We start from the raw sequence: 3,755 nt of genomic DNA on the forward strand, positions 1-3,755 counted from the left end.
GTCGCCAGGAGCATGGCGACCGCCGACACGCCCATGAAGGCGATTTTCTACGACGGCAACCGCGTGCTGCGCATCGTCGCCAGGTAACGCGAAAGCTCAACAATTCTCAATGTCTCAGCAATGCTCAAGGATTGGCTTTTTGCGCGAATTCCACTGATATGTTTGATCCATCGCAACGTTACTGGAGATCAAACATGACGATGGAGTCGAATGGCGCCGCCGGCGTACCGCAGGCACTGGACATGGACCAACTGTTCCGCACGCATCACCGTCATCTGCTGCGCTTCGTCCAGCGCTACATGCGCAATCCCGAGGACGCGGAAGATGTCGTCCAGCAGACCTTCATCGAGGCGCTGCGCTGCGCGGACCGTTTTGCCGGGCTCTCCAAGCCGTCGACCTGGCTGTTCGGCATCGCCCTGAACCTGGCGCGGCACCAGGTGCGCCGCAACTGCGCGCAGGCCCACGACGCGCTCGACGAAGCGGCGCTGGAACAGGTGGCCGATGCCCATGGCGACCCGGCCGTGCTGCTGGAGTGGCGCCAGACGGCGGCGATGGTCGACGCGATGCTGAATGCGCTGCCCGCCCGGATCCGCACGACGTTCGAAGCGGTGCTCGACGGGGGCTCGACGTATGAAGAGGCGGCCTGTGAAATGGACATTCCGGTGGGCACCGTCCGCTCGCGCGTGTCGCGCGTCCGGGCCGCCGTGCGCGCCGGATGCGGCCGCTGATTATTCCGGCAGGTCCGGGGCGGATTCGTCCGGGACGGCGGCGGCGTGTTGCGCCGACAGTTCCAGCCGATACCCCTGGCCGTACGCGGTGCGGATGCTGACGCCGCGTTCGGCACCCAGCTGCAGCTTCTTGCGCAATTTGTACACGTGCTGCTCGATCGTGCGACCGGCGACCTCGCTGTCGGAACTCCAGATCGACGTGCCGATGGTCTCGCGCGAGATGTACACGCCGGGCGACGAAAAAAACATCCACGCCAGGCCGAACTCGCGCGACGTCAACATGATCGGCGTGCCGAGGTAGGCGAATTTGCTGCTCTCGCGGTCGAGCGAAAAACCGGCCAGTTCGATGCGGCGGCGCGCGCCGCGCGGATTACTGCGGCGCACCAGCGCATGGGCCCGCGCCAGCAATTCGACCGGTTCGAACGGCCTGACCAGCAGGTCGTCGGCGCCCGCATTGAGCACCAGTGCGGTCATGTGGGCGTCGCGTACGGGCGACATGGCGAGAACCGGCGTATCGTTGCCGGAACGGCAGTTAAGCCAGGACACGATGGCGTCGTCCGGCGTGGGCGCGGCGTCCAGGTCGATGAAGATCAGGTCGAATTTTTGCCGCAGCAGGGCACGAAACAGGACGACTTCGGACGTGAAGTGCGTGCATTCGGCACCGGCTTGCATGAATGCGGCACGGACGACTTTCAGGACGGATGTGTTAGTTATCAAACATGCAATATTCATTCGCATCTTTAACTGAGCCCGATTGTTCGGTAGGGGCGACGCCGCTTGATGCGTGCCGGATGGCGAGGTCGACGTGAATGATGGGTATCATAATTGCAAACGGTTATTTTGTCCTGTTGAATAATCTCTGCCGGAGCCGGACGATAGGGGAAATCCACGTTGTCAATCGTGCCGTGTCATCAAGGAAATGGATGGTATAGTCGGTCATTTGACAGAACTGCCGGGGCCGCAAACTGGTCCAAACGGCACAACCTTTCACTCCAAAAAAGGAATACAGATGACGACCCAGGACTACGCGAACCGCATCAGCCAGCTCATCCAGGATCATCAGGCCGACATCGGCTCGGAGTGGATCGAGCAGCTGGAAGCGCTGACGGTGCGGTCGAGCGTCGTCTCGAAAGACCAGCTGCGCAAGCATTGCCAGCAATTCCTGGCCGCGTTCGCCCAGGCCACGCGCGGCGGCGAACTGCAGAACATGGACCACCGTTCGTGGGACGAAGTGCGCGACATCCTGAGCGAGATCTCGTCGATCCGCGCCAGGAACGGCTCGACCCCGAGCGAGACGGCGACCTTCGTGTTCTCGCTGAAGCAGCCGCTGTTCACGCGCCTGAACCAGGGCTTCGCGGGCGACCCGGCCGCGCTCGCATCGGCCTCGTGGACCATCAGCTCGCTGCTCGACCAGATGGGCCTGTACACCATCGAAGTGTTCCAGCGCGCGCGCGACCAGATCATCGTGCGCCAGCAGCAGGAATTGCTGGAATTGTCGACGCCCGTCGTCAAACTGTGGGAAGGCATCCTCGCGCTGCCGCTGATCGGCACGCTCGATTCGGCGCGCACCCAGGTGGTGATGGAGAACATCCTGCAGAAGATCGTCGATACGGGCGCCTCGATCGCCATCATCGACATCACCGGCGTGCCGACCGTCGACACGCTCGTCGCGCAGCACCTCATGAAAACGATCGCTGCCGCGCGCCTGATGGGCGCCGACTGCATCATCAGCGGCATCCGTCCGCAGATCGCGCAGACCATCGTGCACCTGGGCGTGAATCTGGAAGACGTCGTGACCAAGGCCACGCTGGCGGACGCGTTCCTCGTCGCGCTCGAGCGCACCGGCACGTCCGTCATCAAGCGCACCGCCCACGCCTGAGGACCGCGCATGGAACGCATCCCGATTCTCCGCATGGGCGACCTGTTGCTGGTGACGATCCAGGTCGACATGCACGACCGCCTGGCGATGACCCTGCAGGACGACCTCACCGAACGCATCGTGCGCGACCGCGCCAAGGGCGTCCTGATCGACATCTCCGCCCTCGACCTGGTGGACTCGTTCATCGGCCGCATGATCAGCAACACGGCCGCGATGGCGCGCGTGCTCGATGCGCAGACCGTGGTGGTCGGCATGCAGCCGGCCGTCGCGATCACGCTGGTCGAACTGGGTCTCACGCTGCACGGCGTGAAGACGGCACTCAACGTCGAGAAGGGCATGGCCCTGTTGGGAAAGACTAATTTTTGATGAGCGCTGCTCTCAACAACCCGGTGGTCTTCGAGTCCGAACTGCTCGAGCGGCACCGCCAGGACCGCCTTGACCGCACGGCGCTGCCGCTGCGGTCGGACGAGGACGTCGTCGCGCTGCGCAAGCACGTGCGCGAGCGGGCCGTCGCGATCGCGCTGTCGCTCGTCGACCAGACCAAGCTCGTGACGGCGGCCAGCGAGCTGGCGCGCAACACGATCAAGTATGGCGGCGGCGGCATGGTCTACCTCGATGCGCTGACGGACGGATTCCGCAAGGGCGTCGGCCTGATCTTCATCGATAACGGACCGGGCATCCCCGACCTCGAGATGGCGCTGCGCGACGGCTACACGACGGGCGGCGGCCTGGGGCTCGGCCTCGGCGGTTCGAAACGCCTCGTCGACGAATTCGGCATCGATTCCCGCGCGGGAGAGGGCACTGCGGTGTCGGTCGTCAAATGGAAACGCTGATCAGTTCGCTGTCGCCGCAGCTCAACTTCGCCATCACCCACGCCAGCGACGTCTCGGCCGCGCGCCGCGCCGGGCAGAAGCTGGCGGATACGCTCGGCTTCGACGACGTCAAGGCCGGCCGCCTCGCGATCATCATCACGGAAGCGGCCACCAACATCCTCAAGCACGCGGGCGAAGGGACGATCAGCATCATGCGTACGCAGTCCGGCGTCGCGATGCCGGGCGTGGACGTCGTCGCCGTCGACAACGGGCCCGGCATCGCCGACATCGACTTCGCGCTGCGCGACGGCGTCTCGACGGCCGGCACGGCGGGCA

The 3,755-nt window shown here is 64.5% G+C and carries 6 protein-coding genes; 5 read left to right on the top strand and 1 reads right to left on the bottom strand.

Annotation, left to right across the window (positions count from 1 at the left end; translation table 11 throughout):
* Positions 1-194 precede the first annotated feature (194 nt).
* Entirely contained in the window at positions 195-728 is a 534-nt protein-coding gene (locus tag ACEN88_RS26555) for an RNA polymerase sigma factor (protein ID WP_413344480.1), read from the top strand.
* Here ACEN88_RS26555 and ACEN88_RS26560 read toward each other — a convergent pair whose 3' ends face one another.
* On the bottom strand, positions 729-1,400 hold the full coding sequence (locus ACEN88_RS26560) for a response regulator transcription factor (protein ID WP_413344481.1): 672 nt from the start codon (positions 1,398-1,400) through the stop codon (positions 729-731).
* 337 nt (positions 1,401-1,737) lie between these two features.
* Here ACEN88_RS26560 and ACEN88_RS26565 point away from each other — a divergent pair, with 337 nt between their 5' ends.
* The 4 genes from ACEN88_RS26565 to ACEN88_RS26580 form a co-directional block, all read left to right on the top strand.
* On the top strand, positions 1,738-2,607 hold the full coding sequence (locus tag ACEN88_RS26565) for an STAS domain-containing protein (protein WP_413344483.1): 870 nt from the start codon (positions 1,738-1,740) through the stop codon (positions 2,605-2,607).
* Positions 2,608-2,616: 9 nt separating this feature from the next.
* The gene (locus ACEN88_RS26570; protein ID WP_036230674.1) at positions 2,617-2,973 is read left to right on the top strand and encodes an STAS domain-containing protein; all 357 of its coding nucleotides are present in this window, start codon (positions 2,617-2,619) and stop codon (positions 2,971-2,973) included.
* Entirely contained in the window at positions 2,973-3,440 is a 468-nt protein-coding gene (locus tag ACEN88_RS26575) for an anti-sigma regulatory factor (protein ID WP_413344485.1), read from the top strand. The genes ACEN88_RS26570 and ACEN88_RS26575 overlap by 1 nt, the downstream gene beginning before the upstream one ends.
* Positions 3,428-3,755: ATP-binding protein (locus ACEN88_RS26580; RefSeq protein ID WP_413344486.1), on the top strand; the 328-nt coding region annotated here is incomplete at its 3' end. The genes ACEN88_RS26575 and ACEN88_RS26580, both read left to right, overlap by 13 nt.

Origin of the sequence: Massilia sp. CT11-108 (assembly GCF_047302915.1) — a bacterium.
Lineage (GTDB): Bacteria > Pseudomonadota > Gammaproteobacteria > Burkholderiales > Burkholderiaceae_D > Telluria > Telluria orientalis.

Excerpts from the sequence above, each read along its gene's own strand:
- ACEN88_RS26555 (WP_413344480.1), top strand. The coding sequence starts at position 195 with ATGACGATGGAGTCGAATGGCGCCGCCGGCGTACCGCAGGCACTGGAC.
- ACEN88_RS26560 (WP_413344481.1), bottom strand. The coding sequence starts at position 1,400 with ATGCAAGCCGGTGCCGAATGCACGCACTTCACGTCCGAAGTCGTCCTG.
- ACEN88_RS26565 (WP_413344483.1), top strand. The coding sequence starts at position 1,738 with ATGACGACCCAGGACTACGCGAACCGCATCAGCCAGCTCATCCAGGAT.
- ACEN88_RS26570 (WP_036230674.1), top strand. The coding sequence starts at position 2,617 with ATGGAACGCATCCCGATTCTCCGCATGGGCGACCTGTTGCTGGTGACG.
- ACEN88_RS26575 (WP_413344485.1), top strand. The coding sequence starts at position 2,973 with ATGAGCGCTGCTCTCAACAACCCGGTGGTCTTCGAGTCCGAACTGCTC.